Raw genomic sequence first — 20798 nt, 5'->3', positions numbered from 1 at the left:
TTTGAAGCGCTGCGGCCCTCAAGTGGGCCAGGCTTCGCAGACGCTCGACGCGCCATGCTCTGGTGCAGATGGCCGGTGCTGATCTCCGGCATGCTGAATTGACTAGCCCTCTGAATCTGCCGGGAAGATGTCGACGTAGTAGGCCTTACCTACCACCATCTTCTCGGCCACCTCGGTAACGATTCCAGCACGGAAGTGGCCGTACGGCGTGTGCTTGCCGTAGATCGAATCCTCAGTATCTGGCTCGCTGGAATACACAGCACCTAGACCAACAGTGCAGAGCTTGCCCTGACTGTGTTCGTTAGCGGTTACCTCGTGGCAGATCATTTTGCAGCGCATGCGGTTCGACATGATTGGTCCTCTGGATTGTGCAGGTTGGGCCTATCAGTCTTGCGCCTGCTGTAACGAAAAAACCCGGCGCAAGGGCCGGGTTTAGTGGTTGTTTGCCGTAGGCAAAACTCTAACAATGGCGATACGGTATCACTAGGCGTGCGGGAACGCAATAGGCCCTCAAGCGGCCTCATTCATCCGGTAGATCGCCCCCGCTACTGGCGACAAAGCTCGCTTGTCCAGGTCTTCGCAAACCTCGAAACAGATCTGCACGAAAGGCTCCCAATCCCTGGCCCAGGCACAGGACGGCAGAGCCACCCCATAAACCTCATCGATCCACCGCTTGAACCACTCGGGGCTCTCGAACGGATCTTGCGCCGACGACTGCCCGCCTTGATGCATCCGGCGGTACCGGAACATCACGCCCTTGGCCACGTACTCGCACCGCTCACGCTTGGCGGCAGTCATGCGTCCCGCCCTGGCCGCCGCCAGCGAGAAGACGCATTCCTCCGCGATCTCGCGCTCGTTATCACTGCTCTGCGGGGCGTACATGAAATTGCCGAAGGCGCGAAGGCTGCCGGGCAGCTTGAAGATTGCGGCCTGCACTCCCCCGGCCAGCGCCTGGTGAACTGCGTGGCTCGCTTTGCGCTGCTTCTCCGTGGTCTGGACCATGGCGCCCAGCAGGCCCAGGTTTTCGATAAAGGCGCCCTGGCTGTCCCAGGCCGAGTAGTAGCAGTCGTGCCAGGCCTGACGTGCACTGTTCAATTTCATGCTGCGGCCTCCATCGGCTCGATACGGACGCGCACAGCGCCGCCCTTGGTGGTTTCCTTGCTCACCCTGAAAATTGTGGTGAAGACGTTATCGTCGATGCCTAGGGCGTCTGCCAGTCCGTCGCGGCCAGCCTTGAACATGGCCAGCAGGTTGTCGTCGTCTCGCCGGCGCCGGTCGGGCGGCACGAACTCGACCACCAGCAGCGCCTGGCCTTCGGGCGGATGTAGGCCGGCCTGCTTGGCGAGAGCATGGCAAGCCGCGCGGTAGGCCTTGGCTGCCCTGCTCTTCTTCGACCAGTGCACGCGCGCGTTGGGACTGCATGCGGCCGGTGGCCATGGAAGCGTCAGATCGCTCATGCCGCCCCCTTGACTGTCATCAGCCCGGCGCTGATCAGGGCCTCATGCGTCTCCGCGATGGCCCTGGGCATGTCCGACCAATCCACCTCGCCCCGCCCGCGCCCGTCGAGCACGTCGTGACAGGCCGAGCACGCGTAGACCGCCACAGTGTCGAAGCCCTTCATGCCCATGCCCTTCTGGCCGCATGGCAGGTGCGCCAGCACGGTAGTTTCGGGGTTGAAGTTGCAGATGCCGGGGATGCGGACTGTGCAGTCCTGGCCGCGGGCGCTTTCGCGAACCTTCTTGCTCACGACCCTCATGCCGCCACCTCGCCCACCAGGTCGCCAAAGAAAACACCCTTAGGCGTGAACTCGGCCAGGATGCGGTCGGTGTACGCCACGCCCTGGGCGCGGTTGAACAGACTGGTCACCGGGAACCCATCCGGGCCGAAGAGCTTGCACTCCCCCATCATCGCCAGCTTCTCCTCGTATGGCAGGTGGCGCATGACCCGGTACCAGGCCTGCTGGAACTCGGCGTCTTCGTTGAGCAGGATCTGCACGCCGATGTGCAGCTTGCAGTAGCGCCGGGCGTCGGCCGCATCGCCGATCTGGGTCATCTCCGCGATGCGCTTGTAAAACGCAAACCACAGCGCGTTCTGATCCAGGGTGCGGTCCTTGCCCGGGCGCAGGCTGACCACCACGAACTTCTTGTCGCGGAACATGCGGGTGAGCATGGTCACGGCTTCGGACAGCTTGGACTGGCTGTTGACGCTGATCTTCTCGCTCATGCGAACCTCCCGTGAGCGCCATGCCCACGCAGCCATTCGCCACGCTCATAGCCCTGGTTCGCGCCGGCGTACGGGCATTGGGTCCATGCCGTGCCGAATGAAGCGGCCTCAAGACCCTCTGCAAATGGCGATTTGTATGGCTGATCCTTGCCGGTCAACGCCTTAATGATTTTGGCTTTGTCGATGCTCATGGCTGCACCTCACACTCAGGCCAGATCAACTGCGCCTCACGCAGCGCACCTGCCTGGTCCAGGCTCTGCTCCATCAGCACCATCTGGAATGCCTTGGGGCCTACGATTACGGTCCATACGCGCTTCATGGGGTCACCTCAGGCTCTGTCGGGTAAGGCATCCAATGCGTTGGCACAAGATCACCATCCAGTCGCTCAACGCCATCTGGGCCGTAGCACCATGCGTCTTCGCTGTACTGCTCCTCCTCGCTGTAATCCCCGCTTTCTCGATCGTTGTCCGTCATGAACGTGTCGACGCAGGTGAGCTGCCCGCAGATCACGCCGCAATCCTCGCGGTAGAACAGAACCTCTACATGCTTGGGGCAGGAATCCATCGGCTGCCAGCCGGTAGCGGCGCGGGAGGCCTGCCAGGCCCACTTCGCGGCCTCGTACATGGCGTGCGCATCAGCGTTGGCCGAGGCTGCCAGGCGCCCGAAACCGTACTTGGCCACGAACGCCGCTTCGAACTGCTCGCGCATCTTGTTGGTGTCCATCAGTGCTTCTCCCAAGGAAGGAAGATCGCTTCGCAGGCGCGGGAAATTTCAGAAAAGTCACTGCGGTTCTGCCAGAGCACAACCGCGGCAAACAGAATTGGCATCACCGGCAGCAGCGCCAGCAGGTAGATGCGGGCCAGCATTGGGTGGCGGATCATCCAGGGCTTGATGCCGCGAGGATTGAACTTGCGCATTACTTGCACTCCTTGCCGGCCACAGGCCCGCGCTTGATTTTTAACTGAGCGATGGCGGCACGCGTCTGACGCTTCCGCAAATAGGTGTCGACCCGACGGCGCTGTGCATCCTTGCCGCGCTCCCGGTCTTTCTTCGCCTGTGCGGCCTCGATGATGCAGCGGACCTCGGCGAGCTTTTGCCGTAATTCGGGGCTGGCCTTTGCCCGAACCTGCCCAGTGATCAGCCCGGCAATGGCTAATCCGTCTTCGCTGGGTGGCGCGATCTGCAGGTGAGCCAGATGCTTCGCGCCAGCCTCATGGCTGATCAGTTTCGAGCGCACAGCGGATTCGATAGCGGTTACGCGACGTGCAGGGTCGTAACCCAGGGAGACTTCCCACTTGGCTGGAGTCGCGTCAGCCCTTGCGGCGATGACCAAGCGCTCGTAGGCGCTCATGAAGGCCATCCGAGCGCCGACCTTGTCGCCAGCCTCAAGCACCGGGCTGGACGCAGTCATTGCCTGGCGAATCTCGGCGGTCATCACCACGGTCTCGCTTTCGTCGCTGGCCGATAGAGCAATGGCCCAGGCCTCGTCTTTGCCCGGATGGCCGTCAGCCGCCTGGGCGTGCTTGAGGATCGCGGCTACCGTCAGCCGGCCACCGTCGCGGCGGCAGTTGCGGAGCGCACCGCTCAGAACGGGTTCGCTGTACTCGCGTAGGTCTTCGACCATCAGCAGTGCTGCGCCCTGGGTGAGCTGCTGCCCCATCACCTCGGCAGTGGCGAACAGGGACAGCAGCAGTTGGTCTTGCTGGTCTTCACTCAGCATGGCTTGCAGCCCTCTTGGCTCGCTGCGCTTGCAGCGCCTGCTCGGCAGCGCTGACGTTGGCTTGGGTTTTCTCGATCTGACGGGCAGTGGTCCCAGTCATCTGGCGATTGGTCACCCACTGGGTGTGGTAGGCCTCGGCGTTCTGAAGCAGGTCACCAAGGCTGTGCATGCGGTTGACCAGCTTGCTGTCGTTGATCCGGACGAAGTACGCCGCGACGTGGTGGGCGACATCGACACCCAGGCGGTCGACCAATTGACCAATCTGCCCGCCGGCCTTGGCGTTCCACACCGGCCATGCGCCGTGGCGGCTGCGGTAGGCCATGGCGTAGTTGGCCCAGGCCTTGAAGGTTTTGCAGGACGGATCTTTCGGCCCTGGCATGTCGGCTGGAATTTCGCAGCGCGGCGCGGCCGATGAAACCAGCGTCAGCGCGGCAGGTTGCGACGGCGCAGCCGGGGCCTCCTGCACACTGTGACTGGTACCCTGATTGGTATCCTGATTACTGGTATCCTGATTTGTCGGAGATTTTTCCGACCCAGGCTCGGATTTTTTTCCGACCTTGCTCGGAGATTTTTCCGACCCTGCTCGGATTTTTTTCCGAGGTGCTGGCTCGGATTTTTTTCCGACCTTCTTTTTTTTGATCGGATATTTTTCCGACCCGTCCAGCTTTTTGTTCCACTCCTTACCCTTCGCTGTGAGCTGCACCAGCGTGATGTTGTTGGTGCTGGAGAGATTGATCAGGCCGGCCCCTGCTATCGCCTTCAGCAGGCGGTAAGCGGTATCCGGCTTGTCGGTGAGCAGCGGCAGCTCTTCGACGATTTTTGCCTTGCTCAAGGCGTAGAAATCGCCTTTGTCCGTCTTGACCAACTTGGCCCAGCTTGGGCACTCGTAGACGAACGCGAACAGCAACGCTTGCTGGGCATTCAATCCCCAGTCCAGCGCTTTCGCCTGGTTGATCGTGACGGTGAATTGCATGTCAGTCCCACCCCAGCGGGCCTGGCCGCTTCTTCTCAGCCTTCAGCCCGATCCTGGCCATGGTTTCCAATGCGGACAGGTACTCAGCCGTTACAACCACGGCTGTCTGCGGAACAACGCGCAGCCCAAGCATCGCCTGGACTTTCGCCCAGCGCTGGTACTCGCCGTCATTCCAGCGGGAAACGGTCGACTCACTGCAACCCGTTTCCAGGGCAATGCGCTTTTGGCTGACCTGTGCAACCCGCTGCAAGATCAGGGTCTCGATCTCTCGGGCGATATCGCCTTCGCTGAGGCTTAATTGGCTCTCAGACATGATCAGGCCACCCACTGCAACTCAGGCCAGATGACGTCCCAATCCTCTGGGCGCAGGGATTTACGGGTCAGAATCCCGTTACTCACTCGCTCAAGGGAAGAGGCCAGCATCGCCGACGCCTGCTTGTTGCCATACGCAATTTGCTTCAGGTAGCCCCGGCTGGTGCCAGTCTGCTCGACATCCGCGTCCGAGGCGGTTTTCAGCCACTCCAACAACTTGGTGTGCTTGGTTCGCATCACGAATCTCCTCTGTGATGCGCAGATTATTACCGCTCGGTAACCTTTAAATCAACACCGGATGGTCATTTACCGAAAAGTAATGGCCATAGAGAATCGCGCAATGGAATTACGTGATGTGCGCAGGCACAACCTGCAGAAGCTGATGGACAAAGAGTACGGAGCTGGCGTCCGTGGGGCGCAATCGCGCCTGGCGACCAAGCTTGGCAAGCCCCAAAACTTCATTTCTCGCTGCTTGGCGCAGCCCGAAAGCCCAGGCGCCAAGACGATTGGCGAGAGCTTCGCCAGGGATATTGAAGAGACTTTCGGTTTGTCCAGGTATGCGCTGGACGCGCCGCTTGATCTGGCTACGGACACTATCAGTATCGAAGGCCTACCCGCGCCGCTGGCACAAAAGATCAAGAGCTACCGCAACCTGGTGGACGTTCCCCGTTACGACGTAGAGGGCTCCATGGGCCCAGGCTCGGAGCCGCCTGACATCAACATGGTTGTTGAGCACATGAGCCTGGATGCGAACTGGGTACGGCAGAACCTGACCTACACCAAGCTGGAGAACCTGAAGCTGATCTCAGGCCGGGGCGACAGCATGGCGCCGACGATCCGCAGTGGCGATGCCGTGCTGGTCGATGCTGGGGTCACCACCGTCGAGGACGACGCCATCTACTTCTTCCTCATGCGCGGAAAGCTGCAGATCAAGCGGATACAGCGGGGCCTGGACGGCCTGACGATCATCTCGGACAACGGGCAGTACCCGCCGATTGAGGTGCCTGGGGACCGCGAGGCGGACATCACTGTACTGGCTCAGATCATCTACTGGTGGACCGGCCGGAGCTTCTGAAAAGTTTGCCCGCGTCATGGACGCTTAACACCGCGCTCAGATGGGCGTCAAAGGAATGGTTGTGCGGAGCTTAGCGTGAATGGGTAAGCCATCGAAGATCTCCTACGACGAAGCCATGGCTGGACTCGTAGCTGAAAAACACTGGGAGTCGGGAGACTCAATAAAATGGGTCATGACCACGGTCAAGCAGACCCCAGCAAGCTTCAAATTTAGGGCCGCACTCAGGGTGGGGAGCGTCCGTCCGGAGGGCCTGTTCCTTCAGCTTGACTACAAAATGAGCTTGATTGAGGACGTCCCCGACAAGTTTTACATGACGTTACTGGTAAACAATTCGAGAATCTTCGGCCTTGACGTGAACGGCATTGCCGGTCATGTCAACAAGGTGGGAGTGGGCAGACCCTATTTCATGCAGAGAGTATCCCATCCTCACATTCACTTGCCTGTGCCGGAAGCATCCTATGGGTACATTGAGCCGATTGATGAGCAGCCCGTCTCCGATCTGTGGCAGGCCTTTCTCAAGCGTGCCAATATCAAAGGTGCGCCTGAGGTGCTGAACCATCCGAAAGTCGAGCAGAATCCACAACAGATGAGGCTGATATGAACTGCACACAAATGACGGAGGCTTTTGGGCTGTCGTGTACGCATATCAATGGCGGCCTCATCTACCTGGAGAGCCCTATTTCTCTTGCTTTCGATGGCACTTTAATAGGGGCTTACGTGCAGGACATGGGTCAGGGACGCGTGAGAATCACGGATAACGCCGACACCATATTCCATGCGATGACAATGGGCGTGAGTCCTAACGCGAACAAAGCAGCGAAGCTGGCAGCCATAGCTGCAGATTGCCACATCGCGCTGTCTGATCAGGGAGAGCTGCACGTCTCTTGCTCCGAACATGAGGTGCCATACTACATGGCTCGCTTCATCGAGGCCGCCAGCCAGATAAGCCAAGCCTGCGATGGTTGGCGTCCGGCTCCCGTTTCTAAGTTCGAAAAGATTGTCTCCAAGGCGCTGCGCGCCGGTTTCCCGAAGCGCGTGAAGCGCGACTATGAGGTGGTTGGGGCAAGCGGGCATGAGCTGAAATTTCAGTTTGCCCTTGATGTTGAATCGGGAAGCCCTCGTATCATCCAGACGGTTAGTGCGCAGGATGACCGACCTCATTGGCTTTCCGTTTACAGCACTCTCGGCAAAATGGTCGATCTCAAAAACGCTGCTCCTTCTGCCCGGCGTCTTGTGATTCTCGAGTCGGCCAATCCAGAGGACTTGGGTAGAGCCGCGTCAGCATTGGCTGAGAGCGCTAGCGTGGTGGTCTTTAGGACTCCTGCACAGCTTGTCGATGACATAAATTCTCTTGCCGCCTGAAAGAGTTCCGATACGCTTTCGGTCTACGTACACCAGCCCGCATCAGCGGGCTTTTTTTATGCCTGCTCGCTCAAGGAGCACAAATGTACTCAACCCAGTATTGCCAGCTACCTCCAGATAAATTACTGTCTATACATACAGTAAAATGGAGGCTCAGCCATGGCCAAGCAAGCAAAATCCAAAGCCCCTGACCCGCCGACGCACTACGAAATGATGGGCGCGCGCATCCAGAAGATCATCAACTCGCCTGCCGCGCAAAAAGATCGATCGGTCCTGATCGGCAGGGAGCAGCACGAGTCCACCCAGGACTGGGAGCGCTTCTTGGATGAGGTTGGCGAGAATGACAACGTTGCGCTGGAGAACCGCGCTGACGGATCGGTGCTGCTGAGCTGGACTGTGCCTGCCGAAGACTGATTTCAGGCTCCCTCTTTTGCCCGCCTAGCGCGGGCTTTTTTGTGGGCGCGTGAAATTTATTACCAAAAGGTGTTGACCTGAATTATTACCGTGCGGTAACTTTAATCCATCGAGACGGCAAGCCACACAGCCCCTCGCCAGGCCCTCGAGCCGACCGCTCTTTCACATCGATGGGAACCTCGCAGATCGATCCCGGCAACGGTACAGCGCGAGCAATAAATTTCGATCTCCATGCCAGCTCTGGAACTGGTGAACAGACCGCATTGCCTCTACCGGCGACCGGCGATCAGACAGCCCCGAAAGGCTGCCCACGACAGGGACAACCCTGTACGGCTGACGAAGGTGAAACGCCTTAACCGTGAGAACGACCCGGGCATGCAATGCGCCCCGCCACCCCGGCGGTAATGGGAGCAACACCAATTTCTGATAGGTGGCCACTGCCTGCCCAGTGAGCGAGCAACGGAGGTTTAACTCATGAAGTAACCAAGAGATTCACCCGTGAGGCGCAGCAAGCCTGAAGGCTGCGCCCGTCCCATGACAGGCAGCGGAAAGCAGGGCCGTCGATGTCACCGCGCATTGGCCGAAAGGTAGGCCCAACCGAAACGACGATCACCGCTGACGCAACACCCCGGCCTGTCGCCAGTAGCGAGGCCGGGATTTCACCAGGTGCCATTCAGCGAGTGGTATCCGGGAAATCAACCGCCCTGGAGGGCAGATAGATGAGCCAGTTTGCAAAGCTCTTTGAGTTTGAAGACCTGGGCCAGGTGCTGGTCAAGCTCGACGATGGCGATGAAGGGCCAGAGGTTCGGACCTACTTTTTGCCTGACGGGTTCGGCGTTTGCTCTATCGCGGTGACCTTCAAGCCTGATGAGCAGGATGACAGCTGGGCGAAGGCTGAAAAAGCGTTCGTCATGATCGATCAAGACAAGGCACGCATTTTGGTAGTTGAGGCCTTGGCAAAGATTCCGACTGGCCTCTCTGCCTGACTCCCTGACAGCAGGAAAGACGGCCCGATGCCCTGCACCCCATCGCAGGGTGCATCGGGATGCGATTTGGTAGACGGTGGAGCAGTGTTAACCCTAAAGCGGTCATTCGCGATGGCGCCAGGGGTTGCGTAAGTGCCATGTGAACGGAAGGCGGGGTCGACACCGCCCTACTATTTAGCTGGCATTGAGGCTTAGCTCGCCATCCGTGGAGGATGGAGGTCGCTCTAGTGAGCCCGTCTACCAAATCGCATCACCGATACACCCCGCATCCCCTTCCCTTCACATACGACCGCATTGGCAGGCGCCAGGCCACCTTTCACGGTGGGTTTGGTCACCCGCGCCTGGCTCCTGGCCAATGCGGTCGTACCGAGGCTCAGAATATGGACTACATGGCAGCTCAAATGGATCGCCAGATTGAAAGCGCCGAACAGCGATACAACGCCGCTCTTGAGGACGGGGAGAATCCTGCCTTCCCAGTTTCGGCCAGCGAGTATGGCGGCCACGGCACCTTCTTCGGCCTGACCCTCCGCGACCACTTCGCATCCAAGGCCCTGCAGGGCATCTGTGCTCACCCGGACACCTGGGGGCGCCAGACTAACGAGATTGCCCAAGCTGCCTACGAACTGGCCGACGCCATGCTCGCCGCCCGGGTGAAGCCATGAGCGGCTGGATCAGCGTGAAAGACTCGCTCCCACCGATTCGCAAGCACGTCCTGGCCTGCCGGATAGGCAAGAAGCGCAACTACGGCCCTTTCTTTGCGATGACCTGCGGTAACGAGATTCGCCCGTGGCGCTATATCGACGGCGACCGCTGCGATATCTCGATCACTCACTGGCATGAATTGCCTGACCTTCCCACCGAGTAACCCACCACCTGGAGGCGACCATGGGCGCACTTCGAGCAGCACAGTTTGAGTACGACAACCGGATGCCTCCAGCGGTGAGCGATCGGGCCGGGGCTCGGGAGATCTGGATTCAGGACATGTTCCACCAGCTTCTGCGTGGCGCCGATGCAACGTTCCAGGTTGGCAGCGAGACTCGCGGAGTCACATACGAGCGCTTCGCTCAGGCCGTGGACGAGCACGCATCGCCAGGCATCACGAGTCCTAGCGCCGTGGGCAGGCTTCTGCTGGCCGCACGGCGCCGCGATGCGAGCGATTCGCACAACGTGTACCACGAGGTTATGGCCGCGCCCTGCCCTGACGCAGTACTAGAGCGGCTGGCGCGCGATCTGCTGACGCCATTCGCCGCCGCCGGAGTACAGGCCCAGGCCTACGAGGCATGCGAGCCATGAGTCCGCACGTCTTGATTGATCAGCAGCTGGATGCCTTGGTGCACCCGGGTACGCCAATCAGCTACTCGACAATCATCAGCCATCAGCTGACGGAAATGCTCCGCGACGGACGCATCACCATCGAAGAGTTCAACCACTACTGCGGGCGCCTCAACAAGATTGTTGCTGGGCGCAAGGAGGCTGCGTGACTACTCCACTTTTCCCAACGCTCATCGATGAGCAGGTCGCCGAGCTGCCCGAGGCGATGGCGCTACCAAGCGACCGCGTCCTGATGCTGTTCAAAGGGCCGACTCTGTTCGAAGCAAAGCGAGCGGCAGCCGAGGCCTTCATTGAAAACCCCGAAGCGGTAAGCCGTAGCTGGTGGATGTGCGGCGAGTGGACGGTTGGATATGAGGTGCGGGCATGAGCGAGGTCCGCCTGCTTCTTCATATTGATTTCTTGCGCGATGACGCTGTGCGCGAGTCGTTGGCTATCAACATAGCCACGACTGGTTGCCTGCCTTCTGATGATGCTCTTGCGGAGATCATGCAGAAAGAGGTCATGACCCACCTTTCTAAGCATCCATGGGTGACTCAGCAATGACCCGCTACCAGCGCGCCAGCCGCATCGCCGCCTGACGCGGATCGTTCCTCACCCTCGCCTTCTGTACCGCCTTCATGCTCGCCAGCGCTCTGGCTGAGCGCATCACTCAGTAGACCAACACATCAGCGCCCACCGCAAGGATGGCGCGGGAGATTCGCATGTCCGTAGAAAAAGAACTGATCGTCGCCCCTCCGCAGGAAACAGCTCTGGCGGTGTACAGCGCCGAAAAAGGCCTTGAGCCTTGGCTGAACAAGATTCGCGTGAAGATCGACGAGTTCCTGGCCGTGGTGCCCGACCTGAAGACAGTCAAGGGCCGCAAGGAAATCGCATCCATGGCCTACGAGGTTGCGCGCACCAAGACGGCAATCGAAAACAAGGGCAAGGAGTTGTCTGCCGAGCAGAAGAAGGTGCCGGCCCGCATCGATGCTGAGCGTAAGCGGGTTTGGGACATTCTCGAATCCTGGCAAAAGGAAGTGCGCAAGCCTCTGGATGATTGGCAGGCGGCAGAAGACGCACGGGTTGCTCGGCATGAGCAAGGCGTTGCGGCCATCAAGGCTCAGGGCGTCGAGATGGGCATGCTGGACGCTGAGGAGCTGCTGGCGCGGATCGGCCGCGTTGAAGCTGTGGTCTTGGGCGACACCTGGGAAGAGTTCGCCGCCGAGGCTGGCCAGGTGAAAGACCAGGTGCTGGCCGCGCTGCGTGAAGCGTTGGTGGCGCGGCAGAAGTACGAAGCCGAGCAAGCCGAGCTGACTCGGCTGCGCCGCGAGGCCGACGAGCGCGCCGAGCAAGACCGCATCCGCCTGGCGCAGGAAGCGGCCGTGGAGGCTGAGCGCCAACGGGTTGCCCAGCAGCAGCAAGCCGAGCGCGATGCCGCCGCCCGCCGTGAGCAGGAACTGATCAACCAAGCCGCCGCCCAGCGACGCGCCCTTGAGCAAGCCGAAGCAGATCGCATCGCCGCCGAGCAGCGCGCGGAGCAAGAGCGCCAGGACGCCGAGCGGCGGGCCCAGGAGGCCGCCGAGCGTGCACTCCAGGACGAGCGCCGCCGGGCCGATGCCGCCGCTGCCGAGATCGTCCGCCAGCAAGAGGCCCGCGAGCGCGACAAGAACCACCGCCGCAATATCAACCGCGCAGCACTGGATGCCTTCATCGCCGGCGGCATGACCGAGGAATGCGCCAAGCAGGCCATCACGCTGATCGCTGAGCGCAAGATCCCGAACATCACCATCACCTACTGAGGCATTCCCATGAGCAGCACGATAATTCTGCCGGAGCAGCGCCGCCAGGTGGCCGCGCCGGTCCCGGCCGATAGCAGCATCTTGGCCGTCATCAGCCGGGCCGCTACCGACCCTACCTGCGACATCGACAAACTTGAGCGCCTCATGGCCATGCATGAGCGCATGCAGGCCCGCGATGCAGAGGCTGAGTTCAACGCCGCAATGGCGGCCATGCAGAGCGATATCCCAAGCATCGCCGAGCGCGGTGCCATCGTTGTGAACGGTCAGAAGCGCAGCGACTACGCCACCTTCGAAGACATCAACGATGTCATCAAGCCGATTCTGCAAATCCATGGGTTCGCGATCACGTTCAAGGTCGAGAACACACCAGGCGGTTTGAGCGTCACCGGCATTCTGATGCACAGGGCCGGGCATCGCGAAAGCACCACCATGCTGCTGCCGCTTGACACCAGCGGCAGCAAGAACGCCGTCCAGGCTGTTGGATCGTCTACCAGCTACGGGAAGCGCTACGTCATGAGCGCCCTTCTCAATCTCACTACACGTGGCGAAGACGACGACGGGCACGCCGCAGTCCCTAAAGCCACTGTGACCTCCTTGCAAGCTACTCAGTTGGCAAATCTGCTGGAGCGATGCAGCGACCGAGCCAAGGCGGCATTCGCCAACATCCACGGCTCACCTGCAGAGGTCGAGAAGTCAGCGTTCGATCAAGTTCTTGGCATGCTTTCCAAGTCAGCCAAGCAGAACGAGACCGCACAGGGGGCGCCCGATGCAAATCATCAGTGACGTAGAACAAGGCTCCCAAGCTTGGCTTGACCTGCGCCTTGGCATCATCACCTGCAGCGAGCTGGACTGCCTGCTGGTGAACGGCAAGGGCGAAGCAGGCTTTGGCGCAGGCGCTTTCACCTACATGAACACCTTGATCGGCGAGCGCATCACTGGTGAAGCAGCAGACCCGTTCAGCGGAAACCGGCACACCGAGCGAGGCCATGAACTGGAGGGAGTCGCCCGAAACCTCTACCGCGACAGCGAAGAGGTCGAAACGACTGAGGTAGGGATCATCCTCAACCACGGCATCGGCTACTCACCAGATGCCCTGGTCGGCGATAAGGGCCTGACCGAGATCAAGACTAAGCTGCCGAAGCTTCAGGTCGATGTGATCTTGGGTGGCGAGATCCCGAAAGAGCATGTCGCCCAGTGCCAAGGCGGTCTGTGGGTCTCGGAGCGCGAGTGGATCGACTTCATCTGCTACTGGCCCGGCATGCCGCTTTTCGTAAAGCGCGCTTACCGGGACGAACCGATGATTCGCAAGCTCTCGGAGCGCGTGAAGACCTTTTACGAAATCCTCGAAGAACGCATGAACCGTGTTCTCGGCATCGCTGCATAGGAGGCTTCATGGCCCGCGGAATAAACAAAGTCATTCTGGTCGGCACCTGCGGCCAGGACCCCCAGACCCGCTACCTGCCCAACGGCAACGCGGTCACCAACCTGAGCCTGGCCACCAGCGAGGCCTGGACCGATAAGCAGACCGGCCAGAAGGTTGAGAAAACCGAATGGCACCGGGTCGTACTGTTCGGCAAGGTCGCCGAGATCGCCTGCGAGTACATTCGTAAAGGCTCGCAGTGCTACATCGAGGGCAAGCTCAAGACGCGCGAGTGGGAGAAGGACGGCATCAAGCGGTACAGCACCGAGGTGCATGTCGACATCAACGGCACGATGCAGCTGCTGGGAGGCCGACCAGACAATCAGGGTGGCGGTCAGCAACAGCGCCAACCCCAGCCACAGCAGCAGCGCCAGGACAGTCGGCAGAGCCAGCAGGCGCAACAGCATCGCCAGCAAGCCCAAGACTTCGACAGCTTCGACGACGACATTCCATTCTAGGGGGAGCCATGACCATTACCAAAGCCATGGCGCTCATCAGCCGACGCCAGGAACTGCAGCGCCACCTCGCTCTGCTCTTCTACCGCAGCAGCCAGTGGAGCAGCGCCCAGCGCAAACGCGGCGCCGCGACCATCGAAAACCTCACTCAGCAGGTAGTGGAGATCGACGACCAACTGGCCTCGGCGCGCGCCGCATGAAGCGCATCATCACCTTGGTCCGCCAGCGCCGGCGGCAAGAGCAGTTCCACTTGCCGCGCAGCGGCCTCACAGAGCACCCACATGAAAAAAGCACCTTCCGGAGTGGTAACCCTGCCGGGCTGGCTGAATCGCCCGGTGAAGAAGCTGTACAACACGCGCAGCGGCGGCCAGTACCGGCCTGACGATGTGGCTCTGGCCTTCGCGCTGAGCCTTCGCATCCACGACAGCGCCGACCACCTGCGCAGGCTGTCCCGGCGCCTGGTCGACAAGGTGTGCCTGGAGCACCAGCCGAACATGAAGCGCCTGGCCCGCGAGCCGGACGACGCCAAAGTGTTCGACGCCGCGCTCAAGATCATCAACCGGGTGTGCGACCTGCTGGAGTACGCCCCGGGCACCGCGTTCGTGCGCAATGGAGGCGATGATGGCAAAGACTCAGCAGCAGCGTGACTACGTGCGGCGCGACAAGGAAGCGAGGGCTCAGGTCGAGGATCTTCGCCTAAAGGTCCGGCCAGGAACCAAGCAGGCGCTGACCGAGATCAAGGCTTGGGCCGAAGTGGAGGAAAACGGCGAGGCCATGACGCTGCTGATCCACCGCATCCATGAATTAGGGCCTGAAGCGGCCCGCCACTTCCTCAGCGCGCCGCGCCACGCAATCGTTGTTTCGGATTTTGTGGCGCGGCGGCTCGACCAGTTCCGTATCGGGCGCGAGCTACGGGCGCCCGACCTGATGCTGGGCGACGACCCAGACGACACCGGCCTGTTGCTGCTCGGCAACGGCTGAACCCACCGAATCTTGCCGCATCCGGCCACGGAGGGCGGCGCATGCATGGAGAAAGCCATGACCCAGTTCTACCTGCAGGACAGTCGCACCGATGTTGGCGATGGTCTGATGTTCTGGGCTTTGGGCGGCGGGTACACCACCAGCCTCGACAAGGCCGAGCTTTTCACCCAGGAGCAGGCCTGCAGCCACCGCGATACCGACATTCCATGGCCGAAGGACTACGTCGACGCCCGCGCGCACCTCGGTGTAGACCATCAGTACATCAGCCTGGACGAAGCCCGTGAGCAGTTACGCCGGGATTGCACTGTTGTCCTGCAGATCCCTGGGCACTGGAACGGGAACGACATTGCCCTGGCCAGGTGGCCCATTGGCCATACCTACCGATTCGAGAAAGCCCACCGCCTCACACTTGAGGCTGCCCAGGCGATCGGCAACACCCCAGAGGAAGCAGTGATCTGGCCAGTGGCTTACCTCCAGGCAAAGGCCCGGCGCCTGGTGCACAAGCGGGACGTTGATATCAGAGAGGCCCTGACGGGCACCGGCATTGTCCTAACCAAGGTGAAGCGGCGGCCACCGGCAAGCGTCCAGAACTGTGGAGGATGCGGTCGATTTGTGCCTTCGCCATCCTACAAAGACTGCCGTCACTGCGATCACGACAACCGCCCCTAACCCCGCGCTGCACTCCAGCGCCTTCCCCTATTCAACGATAACGCCTGCCCGGCGAGGGCGGCGCCTGCAATGGAGATTGCCCATGAACCCCTACCAGATCACTGGGCCGGCGCAGATCGGCTTCAGTGGCGGACGCAGTTCCGGGTACATGCTGTACCACATCCTCGAAGCGAACGGCGGCCAGCTGCCCGAAGGGGTTCACGTCACCTTTCAAAACACTGGCAAGGAGCGCGATGAAACGCTCGACTTCATCCGAGAGTGCCAGCTCCACTGGAATGTGCCAATCACCTGACTGGAGTTCGACGGTGTTTATGGCCAAGGCTTGAGCTGGAAAGTCATCAGCCATGAGACGGCCAGCCGTAATGGCGAGCCTTTCGACCTCATGCTGCAGTACTACACCGACTACCGCCGCGAGGAAAAAGGCGAGCCACCCATCTTGCCGAACCCGGTCAACCGGATGTGCACCGACCGGATGAAGATCAAGGCAAGCACCTGGTACATGCGTGATGTGCTGGGCCTGAATTCTTGGGACGCGATCATCGGCATCCGGGCAGACGAGCCGCGGCGCTACCACCGCATGATGGCGGCGAACGAGAAAGGCGGTAACCGGTGGGAGAACGTGACACCCATGTACCACGCCGGCGTGCTAAAGGCCGATGTGAACAGTTTCTGGGCGCGCCAACTGTTCGACCTGGGCATAGACTCCGACCTGGGCAACTGCGATCTCTGCTTCCTCAAGTCACCCGAGAAGATCATCCGGACCATCATCGAGAATCCTGACGCGGCCCGCTGGTGGATCGAGGCGGAAGAGCGCACCGGCCAAGTGTTCCGCCGTGACCGCCCAAACTACAAAACGCTGGCCTGGATGGCCGACCAGCTTGGCCGACAGATAACCCTGGACCTGGATTTCGCTGAAGACGCAGACCTCATCGACTGCTTCTGCGGCGATTGAGCCGCTTCCCCCGCCCCTTCTCACTCAGTCACGCCACCCCGGCGAGGAACGCCCATGCGAGCGTACTACAACGAGATCGACCCGTATGCCGCGCAGTGGCTCCGCAACCTCATTGCCGCAGGCCACATCGCGCCAGGCGACGTTGACGAACGCTCGATCGAGGACGTACACCCCGATGACCTCAAGCCCTACACCCAATGCCACTTCTTCGCCGGCGTCGGCGTTTGGTCCTACGCCCTTCGCCGAGCCGGCTGGCCAGATGATCGACCTGTTTGGACCGGTTCCTGTCCGTGCCAACCTTTCAGCGCGGCAGGCGCGGGAGCTGGGTTTGATGACCAGCGGCACTTGTGGCCGCACTTCCATTGGCTCATCAGCGAGCGCCAGCCTGCAATCGTCTTTGGAGAGCAGGTTGCAAGCAAGGACGCAGAGCCTTGGCTCGACCTTGTACAAGCTGACTTGGAAGCCATGGCTTATGCCTTCGGGGCTATTGCGTTCCCGTCTGCGGGCGTCGGTGCTCCGCACATCCGAGACCGATCGTACTGGGTGGCCAACGCCGCAGATCAGCGACAGCACAGGTGGCGGACAAGCTGCTCGAGCCATGGGCGAGACGCGTCACGGGTCGAATCTGAACGACTTCGCAATGTTGGTGGGCTGGCCAAGCCCAACGGCATGCGATTCGAACAGGAAGCCGTCGCAGGACTTCACGACGCAGAACATCACGCTGAATCACGCAGCAGTGCTAAGCGGCTGGCCGACGCCGAACACATGCAACGATCGCCAGCCCAGGCCGCAGGATTCTCTGAGCTGGTATCGCCAGAACGGCACGAAGATTCAGGAGAGGCTGCAAGACACAGCTGCAACCTGTGGCCCGGCCCGGTTAACGGCCTGTGGGCAGATGCTGACTGGCTCTTCTGCCGGGATGGAAAGTGGCGGCCAGTTGAACCCAGCACATTCCCGCTGGCTCATGGGGCTGCCGGCAGAGTGGGACGACTGCGCGCCTACGGAAACGCCATCAATGTTGAAGCGGCGGCGCACTTCATAGCCGCCTATCTCGAATCTCTATAACTCCGGCGAGGTATCCCCATGCCCACAGAAAACCGATCCACCCTGCGCGACTTGTTCATCAGGCTCAATCCCAGCGGTCTCGACTCAAGCGAGCTCGTCACAGACAGCTTGAGCTTTGCAGAGCCGGCGACCGCGCTTGAATTCCAGCTGTTCAGTGCTGGTTATGAAGCGGCCCAGCAGCACCAGGGCGAGCCGGTGGTGCTGCCTGCGCGGAAAAACCCATCGGCTTATCCACTCCCAATGGATGCAGCAAGGGGTTATGGCTGGAATGCCTGCCTCGACGAGATCGCCAAGCTGGGGCCGCTGTACACCCGCCCAGCGCCAGCAGGTCGGGGCGATCCGGTGGCTTGGCGCTACAAAACCCGAGTGTATGTGCAAGCGCTTGGGCATGTTTGGCGAGAGGTTATCGAAACTGAGGCACCAAACCAGAAAGAAGTGGGTGTTCGCGACCTAACCCCACTGTTCACCCACGGCGACCCTGCCGAGGTTGAGAGACTGCGCGAGCAAGCAAATAGCTGGGCCGCGAAGTGGGAAGAAGCTATCAAGGCGGGCGCAAACCTTGAGCGCAAGCTGGCCGAGGCGCATGCGCTGCTGCAAAACGCGAAGTACGTGGTTGAGCAGGCCAGGGCGATTGATAAGCAGGCTTTTGCTAAGGGCACCCAGAATGTAGAACATCGCTTGTATCGAGGCTTGGGCGCCTTGCTTGAGCAGTATGACTCCGCACTATCCGCCAGCGCAGAGCCTGGCGAGATTGAGAGGCTGCGCGCTGAGCTGTCGGGCATTACGACAGACCGTGATCGCCTGCGCGAAGGGCTGGATAACGCAAATATCAACATTTCCAACTGGGACAAGGCTAATCAGAAACTGAAAGCCGAGCTGGCCGAGCGGGATGCGCTGCTGCGCGAATGGCGGCATGGCAAAAACATGACGCTCAGGCAGTGCGCCAGCCTCAACGAGCGAACAGATTCCGCCCTACGCGAAAGAGCAGAGCCGAGCGCGCCGGTTGAGATCGACGAGCGGGCGGAGTTTGAGGCTCACTACCTAGTTGACCACGTTTTCGAGAGCGCAGACTTTGAAATGGATGGCGACCGCTATGTGTGGCAGGCGACTCAGGATCGCTGGGAGGCCTGGCAAGCCCGAGCCGCCCTGGAGCGCAAGCCGCAGGTGAAGCCGTGAAAACACACTTCGCTCCATTCACCGACCTGGAAGATATCGAACAGGCCCCATGCGGTACCTGGCTGGGCGAATCCCCTGAGCTGTCAGGCGACTGGTCCAAAGTCGACTGCCTGCTCTGCCGTAAACGCAAGGACAGAATCACCGCAGCCGCCGCTGATGAAGAGCGCTTCATTGTCGAGCAGATGGGCGACATGGCGGCATTCATGCGTGCACAAGCCTAACTGCCCAAGAGCACATCTGTACTCCACCCCGCTGTAACCCCTCTCCCCTCTTCACTGCCGCGATATGGCGGCAAAGGACGAAGTCATGCCTGAAAAAAGCCAACTGCATCCCGACTTGGCGCGAATCTACGACGTATTCGGCCTGCACCACTCTCACCCGGTCAGCGTGCTGGAGACCAATGTCCGGAACACAAAACGGTTCTCCGACCTGCTCCAAGCTGTCGAGAGTGAGTTCCTGATGGTACCGGGCACGCCGTCTGATGAGCCGGAAGATGAAGGCTTCCCGGTTGATGATGAATGCCTGGTCAACCGGTGGGGATCAACCCAGGAAGAGTACATCGAGCAGTTCCGGGCAGCGCTCGAGCATCTGAACGGGAAGAGCCGCACAATCACGCTCTCTGGCTGCGAGTTCACCGAAGACGACCTGCTCCGCACTGCGGTGCGCATGGTGCGGGGCACCACCAGAATGAAGCAGCCACGATGGGTGCTCATGAAGGATGCTTTCTGCTGCGGTTCTGGCGTGGCGCACGCGCTCTGCCGCCGCTTCGGCTTTGACCCGGACGAGGGCCTGCGCAAATGACCCGCCTCGCCCTCTGCCTCCTGCTGCTGGCCACCGGCGCCAGCGCAATCGAGAACGTCATCGACGTGCAGCACGACAGCAAGCGCGGCGTCACCTGCTACCTGCTGAATGGGGTCGGCATCAGCTGCATCCCCGACAGCCAACTGCAGGCCGGCAACGAGCGCCAGCTCTCCCCGCACGAAACCCAACCCGAACCTACACCCGCTCTGGCGCCTGGGCGCTGGATTGATGAGAGGTATGAGCTGTGAAAGAAGACGACATCATCAAGCTGTCGGCCAAGGCCATGGGCTTCGAGCTGGAGTACCGGCGCGGTAGCGACACCTTCTATTACGACGACCCTGAGACAGGCCGGGAAGTTTGGCTGCCTATGCAGGATGATCGGCAGACGATGCTCATCATCTCGAAGCTGAAGGTAGACATCTGCTCCCTTCACAGCCTCGCTCGCGCAACTGCCTTCGTGCCATACACCGGGTACAAGGCGTGCGAGATTCCGCATGCTGATGAGCCATCGGCACGCCGCGATGCTCTGCGCCTAGCTATCGCCACAGTGGCAGCCAAGTACGCCGAAAACATGATCGATGGCGGGCCTGATGAGCGTGTACTGGTGCACCTGCTTGGCATCGAGGGCTCGACGGCGCACGCCATGTGCGGGGCAATTCGCGAATCTCGAGAGGCGATCAGCAAGGCATGCCAGCGCCTTAAGCGTAAGGGCCTGGTTACCAACAAGGGGCCATTCTGGCAGGCGGTGCAGCCATGACCGACCTGATCGAAGTAAAGACAGCCGACCTGACCGGCGAGGCCCTGGGCTGGGCGGTGGGCATAGCTGAAGGTCTGGAATTGCACCTCGAACCGCCCCACTACGGCAACGGCTGGCTCGTGTTCTCCATCTACCGGGGCGAAGTGACGGAGCGCCGCAAGCGGTACAACCCGTGGGAAGCCTGGGCGCTGGGCGGGCCGCTGATGTCGAAGTACCAGGTGGCGCTTGTTCCCGAGGCTCACGATGGCCATGAGGGAACTGAATGCTCTGAGCGATGGTACGCAGATGTCTACTTCAAGGGGGGAGATCAATACACCACGGAGCATTGCGACAGCGCTCTCATGGCT

General features: G+C 60.7%; 41 protein-coding genes. 28 read left to right on the top strand and 13 right to left on the bottom strand.

Annotated elements, in window-relative coordinates; genetic code table 11:
• Positions 1-102: 102 nt before the first annotated feature.
• From Q7C30_RS04445 to Q7C30_RS04385, 13 genes are all read right to left on the bottom strand, one after another.
• Positions 103-351 carry a hypothetical protein gene (locus Q7C30_RS04445; protein ID WP_317870809.1) on the bottom strand — a complete coding sequence of 83 codons (249 nt, stop codon included), beginning with the start codon at positions 349-351 and terminating at the stop codon, positions 103-105.
• A gap of 159 nt (positions 352-510) precedes the next feature.
• The gene (locus Q7C30_RS04440; RefSeq protein WP_317870808.1) at positions 511-1101 is read right to left on the bottom strand and encodes a hypothetical protein; all 591 of its coding nucleotides are present in this window, start codon (positions 1099-1101) and stop codon (positions 511-513) included.
• Positions 1098-1457, bottom strand: a complete 360-nt coding sequence (locus Q7C30_RS04435) for an endodeoxyribonuclease RusA (protein ID WP_317870807.1) — start codon at positions 1455-1457, stop codon at positions 1098-1100. Before Q7C30_RS04435 ends, Q7C30_RS04440 begins: the two co-directional genes overlap by 4 nt.
• Positions 1454-1756 carry a nuclease domain-containing protein gene (locus tag Q7C30_RS04430; protein WP_317870806.1) on the bottom strand — a complete coding sequence of 101 codons (303 nt, stop codon included), beginning with the start codon at positions 1754-1756 and terminating at the stop codon, positions 1454-1456. The genes Q7C30_RS04435 and Q7C30_RS04430 overlap by 4 nt, the downstream gene beginning before the upstream one ends.
• On the bottom strand, positions 1753-2223 hold the full coding sequence (locus Q7C30_RS04425) for a hypothetical protein (RefSeq protein WP_317870805.1): 471 nt from the start codon (positions 2221-2223) through the stop codon (positions 1753-1755). Before Q7C30_RS04425 ends, Q7C30_RS04430 begins: the two co-directional genes overlap by 4 nt.
• Positions 2220-2414 (bottom strand): hypothetical protein, encoded by a 195-nt coding sequence (locus Q7C30_RS04420; protein ID WP_317870804.1) that lies wholly within the window; start codon positions 2412-2414, stop codon positions 2220-2222. The genes Q7C30_RS04425 and Q7C30_RS04420 overlap by 4 nt, the downstream gene beginning before the upstream one ends.
• Complete coding sequence (locus tag Q7C30_RS04415; RefSeq protein WP_317870803.1) at positions 2411-2542, bottom strand: hypothetical protein; 132 nt, start codon at positions 2540-2542, stop codon at positions 2411-2413. Before Q7C30_RS04415 ends, Q7C30_RS04420 begins: the two co-directional genes overlap by 4 nt.
• Positions 2539-2946: a hypothetical protein gene (locus Q7C30_RS04410; RefSeq protein ID WP_317870802.1), complete on the bottom strand. Its 408-nt coding sequence runs from the start codon at positions 2944-2946 to the stop codon at positions 2539-2541. Before Q7C30_RS04410 ends, Q7C30_RS04415 begins: the two co-directional genes overlap by 4 nt.
• A complete protein-coding gene (locus tag Q7C30_RS04405; protein ID WP_317870801.1) occupies positions 2946-3140 on the bottom strand; it encodes a hypothetical protein in 195 nt (64 codons plus the stop codon). Before Q7C30_RS04405 ends, Q7C30_RS04410 begins: the two co-directional genes overlap by 1 nt.
• Positions 3140-3943 carry a hypothetical protein gene (locus tag Q7C30_RS04400; RefSeq protein ID WP_317870800.1) on the bottom strand — a complete coding sequence of 268 codons (804 nt, stop codon included), beginning with the start codon at positions 3941-3943 and terminating at the stop codon, positions 3140-3142. The genes Q7C30_RS04405 and Q7C30_RS04400 overlap by 1 nt, the downstream gene beginning before the upstream one ends.
• Positions 3933-4916, bottom strand: coding sequence for a phage replication protein (locus Q7C30_RS04395; protein ID WP_317870799.1), 984 nt, complete (start codon positions 4914-4916; stop codon positions 3933-3935). Before Q7C30_RS04395 ends, Q7C30_RS04400 begins: the two co-directional genes overlap by 11 nt.
• Position 4917: 1 nt before the next feature.
• Entirely contained in the window at positions 4918-5229 is a 312-nt protein-coding gene (locus Q7C30_RS04390; protein WP_140174336.1) for a transposase family protein, read from the bottom strand.
• A 2-nt stretch (positions 5230-5231) separates the two neighbouring features.
• Positions 5232-5465, bottom strand: a complete 234-nt coding sequence (locus tag Q7C30_RS04385) for a hypothetical protein (RefSeq protein ID WP_317870798.1) — start codon at positions 5463-5465, stop codon at positions 5232-5234.
• Positions 5466-5568: 103 nt separating this feature from the next.
• Here Q7C30_RS04385 and Q7C30_RS04380 point away from each other — a divergent pair, with 103 nt between their 5' ends.
• The 28 genes from Q7C30_RS04380 to Q7C30_RS04245 all read left to right on the top strand — a co-directional run.
• On the top strand, positions 5569-6303 hold the full coding sequence (locus Q7C30_RS04380; protein ID WP_317870797.1) for a S24 family peptidase: 735 nt from the start codon (positions 5569-5571) through the stop codon (positions 6301-6303).
• Positions 6304-6382: 79 nt separating this feature from the next.
• A complete protein-coding gene (locus Q7C30_RS04375; RefSeq protein WP_317870796.1) occupies positions 6383-6904 on the top strand; it encodes a hypothetical protein in 522 nt (173 codons plus the stop codon).
• Complete coding sequence (locus tag Q7C30_RS04370) at positions 6901-7665, top strand: DUF1828 domain-containing protein (protein ID WP_317870795.1); 765 nt, start codon at positions 6901-6903, stop codon at positions 7663-7665. Before Q7C30_RS04375 ends, Q7C30_RS04370 begins: the two co-directional genes overlap by 4 nt.
• A 159-nt stretch (positions 7666-7824) precedes the next feature.
• Positions 7825-8079: a DUF1654 domain-containing protein gene (locus tag Q7C30_RS04365; RefSeq protein WP_317870794.1), complete on the top strand. Its 255-nt coding sequence runs from the start codon at positions 7825-7827 to the stop codon at positions 8077-8079.
• Positions 8080-8798: 719 nt separating this feature from the next.
• On the top strand, positions 8799-9065 hold the full coding sequence (locus tag Q7C30_RS04360) for a hypothetical protein (protein ID WP_317870793.1): 267 nt from the start codon (positions 8799-8801) through the stop codon (positions 9063-9065).
• Positions 9066-9466: 401 nt separating this feature from the next.
• The gene (locus tag Q7C30_RS04355) at positions 9467-9727 is read left to right on the top strand and encodes a hypothetical protein (protein WP_317870792.1); all 261 of its coding nucleotides are present in this window, start codon (positions 9467-9469) and stop codon (positions 9725-9727) included.
• Entirely contained in the window at positions 9724-9930 is a 207-nt protein-coding gene (locus Q7C30_RS04350) for a DUF551 domain-containing protein (RefSeq protein WP_317870791.1), read from the top strand. The genes Q7C30_RS04355 and Q7C30_RS04350 overlap by 4 nt, the downstream gene beginning before the upstream one ends.
• 20 nt (positions 9931-9950) lie before the next feature.
• Positions 9951-10358, top strand: a complete 408-nt coding sequence (locus Q7C30_RS04345) for a hypothetical protein (RefSeq protein WP_317870790.1) — start codon at positions 9951-9953, stop codon at positions 10356-10358.
• A complete protein-coding gene (locus tag Q7C30_RS04340; protein WP_317870789.1) occupies positions 10355-10546 on the top strand; it encodes a hypothetical protein in 192 nt (63 codons plus the stop codon). Before Q7C30_RS04345 ends, Q7C30_RS04340 begins: the two co-directional genes overlap by 4 nt.
• Complete coding sequence (locus tag Q7C30_RS04335; RefSeq protein WP_317870788.1) at positions 10543-10764, top strand: hypothetical protein; 222 nt, start codon at positions 10543-10545, stop codon at positions 10762-10764. Before Q7C30_RS04340 ends, Q7C30_RS04335 begins: the two co-directional genes overlap by 4 nt.
• Complete coding sequence (locus Q7C30_RS04330) at positions 10761-10940, top strand: hypothetical protein (RefSeq protein ID WP_317870787.1); 180 nt, start codon at positions 10761-10763, stop codon at positions 10938-10940. The genes Q7C30_RS04335 and Q7C30_RS04330 overlap by 4 nt, the downstream gene beginning before the upstream one ends.
• A 158-nt stretch (positions 10941-11098) precedes the next feature.
• On the top strand, positions 11099-12175 hold the full coding sequence (locus Q7C30_RS04325; protein WP_317870786.1) for a hypothetical protein: 1077 nt from the start codon (positions 11099-11101) through the stop codon (positions 12173-12175).
• A gap of 9 nt (positions 12176-12184) precedes the next feature.
• The gene (locus tag Q7C30_RS04320) at positions 12185-12958 is read left to right on the top strand and encodes an ERF family protein (RefSeq protein ID WP_317870785.1); all 774 of its coding nucleotides are present in this window, start codon (positions 12185-12187) and stop codon (positions 12956-12958) included.
• Positions 12942-13559, top strand: a complete 618-nt coding sequence (locus tag Q7C30_RS04315; RefSeq protein ID WP_317870784.1) for a YqaJ viral recombinase family protein — start codon at positions 12942-12944, stop codon at positions 13557-13559. The genes Q7C30_RS04320 and Q7C30_RS04315 overlap by 17 nt, the downstream gene beginning before the upstream one ends.
• A gap of 8 nt (positions 13560-13567) precedes the next feature.
• On the top strand, positions 13568-14053 hold the full coding sequence (locus Q7C30_RS04310; RefSeq protein WP_317870783.1) for a single-stranded DNA-binding protein: 486 nt from the start codon (positions 13568-13570) through the stop codon (positions 14051-14053).
• Positions 14054-14061: 8 nt separating this feature from the next.
• The gene (locus Q7C30_RS04305) at positions 14062-14250 is read left to right on the top strand and encodes a hypothetical protein (RefSeq protein WP_144188858.1); all 189 of its coding nucleotides are present in this window, start codon (positions 14062-14064) and stop codon (positions 14248-14250) included.
• 81 nt (positions 14251-14331) lie between these two features.
• Positions 14332-14697, top strand: a complete 366-nt coding sequence (locus Q7C30_RS04300; RefSeq protein WP_317870782.1) for a hypothetical protein — start codon at positions 14332-14334, stop codon at positions 14695-14697.
• Positions 14672-15031 (top strand): hypothetical protein, encoded by a 360-nt coding sequence (locus tag Q7C30_RS04295; RefSeq protein ID WP_317870781.1) that lies wholly within the window; start codon positions 14672-14674, stop codon positions 15029-15031. Before Q7C30_RS04300 ends, Q7C30_RS04295 begins: the two co-directional genes overlap by 26 nt.
• Before the next feature lie 57 nt (positions 15032-15088).
• Entirely contained in the window at positions 15089-15700 is a 612-nt protein-coding gene (locus Q7C30_RS04290; RefSeq protein WP_317870780.1) for a hypothetical protein, read from the top strand.
• 82 nt (positions 15701-15782) lie between these two features.
• The gene (locus Q7C30_RS04285; protein ID WP_317870779.1) at positions 15783-15992 is read left to right on the top strand and encodes a hypothetical protein; all 210 of its coding nucleotides are present in this window, start codon (positions 15783-15785) and stop codon (positions 15990-15992) included.
• 90 nt (positions 15993-16082) lie between these two features.
• The gene (locus Q7C30_RS04280) at positions 16083-16652 is read left to right on the top strand and encodes a hypothetical protein (RefSeq protein WP_317870778.1); all 570 of its coding nucleotides are present in this window, start codon (positions 16083-16085) and stop codon (positions 16650-16652) included.
• A gap of 54 nt (positions 16653-16706) precedes the next feature.
• Positions 16707-17717, top strand: coding sequence for a DNA cytosine methyltransferase (locus Q7C30_RS04275; RefSeq protein ID WP_317870777.1), 1011 nt, complete (start codon positions 16707-16709; stop codon positions 17715-17717).
• Positions 17718-17735: 18 nt separating this feature from the next.
• Entirely contained in the window at positions 17736-18893 is a 1158-nt protein-coding gene (locus tag Q7C30_RS04270) for a hypothetical protein (protein ID WP_317870776.1), read from the top strand.
• A complete protein-coding gene (locus tag Q7C30_RS04265) occupies positions 18890-19114 on the top strand; it encodes a hypothetical protein (RefSeq protein WP_317870775.1) in 225 nt (74 codons plus the stop codon). Before Q7C30_RS04270 ends, Q7C30_RS04265 begins: the two co-directional genes overlap by 4 nt.
• Positions 19115-19199: 85 nt before the next feature.
• On the top strand, positions 19200-19694 hold the full coding sequence (locus tag Q7C30_RS04260; RefSeq protein ID WP_317870774.1) for a hypothetical protein: 495 nt from the start codon (positions 19200-19202) through the stop codon (positions 19692-19694).
• Complete coding sequence (locus Q7C30_RS04255) at positions 19691-19942, top strand: hypothetical protein (RefSeq protein WP_317870773.1); 252 nt, start codon at positions 19691-19693, stop codon at positions 19940-19942. Before Q7C30_RS04260 ends, Q7C30_RS04255 begins: the two co-directional genes overlap by 4 nt.
• Positions 19939-20451, top strand: a complete 513-nt coding sequence (locus tag Q7C30_RS04250; protein ID WP_317870772.1) for a helix-turn-helix domain-containing protein — start codon at positions 19939-19941, stop codon at positions 20449-20451. Before Q7C30_RS04255 ends, Q7C30_RS04250 begins: the two co-directional genes overlap by 4 nt.
• A partial coding sequence (locus Q7C30_RS04245) for a phage protein NinX family protein (RefSeq protein ID WP_317870771.1) occupies positions 20448-20798 on the top strand: 351 nt, incomplete at its 3' end. The genes Q7C30_RS04250 and Q7C30_RS04245, both read left to right, overlap by 4 nt.

The sequence above is a fragment of the Pseudomonas sp. RAC1 genome (assembly GCF_030658255.1).
Lineage (GTDB): Bacteria > Pseudomonadota > Gammaproteobacteria > Pseudomonadales > Pseudomonadaceae > Aquipseudomonas > Aquipseudomonas boreofloridensis.
This window is presented reverse-complemented; position numbering and strand designations above follow the sequence as displayed.